2 protein-coding genes are annotated in these 1,736 nt (G+C 58.4%); one reads left to right on the top strand and one right to left on the bottom strand.

Annotated elements, in window-relative coordinates; translation table 11 throughout:
- Nucleotides 1–47: 47 nt before the first annotated feature.
- Nucleotides 48–440 (bottom strand): PaaI family thioesterase, encoded by a 393-nt coding sequence (locus tag HMPREF0178_RS08405; RefSeq protein ID WP_009368325.1) that lies wholly within the window; start codon nt 438–440, stop codon nt 48–50.
- Between the two features lie 191 nt (nt 441–631).
- Between HMPREF0178_RS08405 and rfbF the strand changes: the two genes are divergently transcribed.
- Nucleotides 632–1,402: a glucose-1-phosphate cytidylyltransferase gene (gene rfbF / locus HMPREF0178_RS08400; protein WP_005028091.1), complete on the top strand. Its 771-nt coding sequence runs from the start codon at nt 632–634 to the stop codon at nt 1,400–1,402.
- Nucleotides 1,403–1,736: the final 334 nt, after the last annotated feature.

The raw sequence follows: 1,736 nt of genomic DNA, 5'->3' as shown, positions 1-1,736 counted from the left end.
GGGGAACCTTTCTAAAGAAAGGTTCCCCCTCCCTTCCCCCACCTTTTCTATTCCTCTTCAATTGCCAGCTTCGTGTCGAGGCGGTAGCCGGAGATCATGGCGCAGGCGATATAGGTTCCCTGCCCGTCGTAGATTTTGACTTCATAGGTGGCGAGATGCCTGCCGCCGTTGGCGAGCCGGGCTTCAGCGACGATAGGGCCGGTCTTGGCGCTTTTGCCGTCTTCCTGCCCGAAATTGGAAGCGAGGCCGAAGGCCATGTCCGCGAGAGTGAACAGCGCGCCGCCGTGCAGCATGTCGAGAGAATTTTTGACGTGATCTTCGAACGCGAGGCTGACCTTGCCGTAATCGTAGTCGGCATCTTCAACGGTGATACCGTTGTGTGCGGCGAAACGGTCGTGGGCTTCGAGGAACCGCCTGATGGCCTGAACGGATGGGGACATGAGATTTCTCCTGATGCGGATGGCGTCGAAAAGGGGCCGAAAAGGGGCCGAAAAGGGATTGCGGGGTGGGGTATTTTTGCCCGGAAGGACGGGGGTATTCACCTTTGCCGCGTGTTTTGCTAGTGTGACCGGACTCCGATGATCCGGTCAGGATACGGAGCTTCCTATATCTGGAAACATGAGGCAAGTCCATGAAAGTTATTATTCTGTGTGGCGGTAAGGGAACCCGGCTCCGCGAAGAAACCGAGTTCAAACCCAAGCCGATGGTCGAAATCGGCGGGCGTCCGGTGTTGTGGCATATCATGTCCATGTACGCCCGGTACGGTCACAAGGATTTTGTGCTGCCCCTCGGCTACAAGGGGGAGGTCATCAAGCAGTATTTCCACGATTACCGTATGCGTAATGCGGACTTCACCGTGGATCTCGCCACAGGCTCGACGACCTACCACCCGACCGCGCAGGTGACCGACTGGCGCGTCACCATGTCCGACACCGGGCCGGAAACCCTGAAAGGGGCGCGCATCAAGCGCATCGCACAGCACATCGACACGGATCGCTTCATGGTCACCTACGGGGACGGCGTTTCCGACATCAATATTAGCGAACTGGTCGATTTCCATATCAAATCCGGCAAGATGGCGACCTTCACCGGCGTCCGGATGCCTTCCCGCTTCGGTTCCGTCAAGACCGACGAGAACGGCAACATCCTGTCTTGGCAGGAAAAACCCGTTCTGGATGAATACATCAACTGCGGGTTTTTCGTGTTCAAGCGCGAATTTCTTGACTATCTCTCCGAAGACGAGTCCTGTGATCTCGAGAAGGAGCCGCTCGAACGCCTTGCCGCCGAAGGCCAGCTTTCCATGTACCGCCACACCGGTTTCTGGCAGTGCATGGATACCTTGCGTGACGCGCAGGCGCTCAACTCTCTCTGGGACAAGGGCAACGCCCCGTGGTGCAAATAACATTTTGATATGCGGGGGAAGGGGGAGGGAACCCTTCTGGAGAAGGGCTTCCCTCCCCCTTCCCCCTCACCCCCATCCCTCTCCCTCCCAAGACTTTTGTAAGCGGGGCGGGCCGAGGGAAGGGCATTCCGATACGCCTTTCTTTGAAAAACAGTTTCCCGGCGGCTCCGTTGCGGCATCCTGAAAAGGATGTCCGACGCCCACAGAACTGCCGTATCCCGTGCAGGCGCAAGCCTGTGCAGGATACGGAGGCGCTGAGGGGGCCCGGGGGAATTATTCCCCCCCGGGACAGGAGTCCAGAGGGCGGTAGCCCTCTGGCCGCCGGAGGCATTCT

This window comes from Bilophila sp. 4_1_30 (assembly GCF_000224655.1).
Lineage (GTDB): Bacteria > Desulfobacterota > Desulfovibrionia > Desulfovibrionales > Desulfovibrionaceae > Bilophila > Bilophila wadsworthia.
Note: the sequence above shows the minus strand (reverse complement) of the source record. Positions and strands in the feature narration are given on the sequence as shown.

Excerpts from the sequence above, each read along its gene's own strand:
- HMPREF0178_RS08405 (WP_009368325.1), bottom strand. The coding sequence starts at position 440 with ATGTCCCCATCCGTTCAGGCCATCAGGCGGTTCCTCGAAGCCCACGAC.
- rfbF (WP_005028091.1), top strand. The coding sequence starts at position 632 with ATGAAAGTTATTATTCTGTGTGGCGGTAAGGGAACCCGGCTCCGCGAA.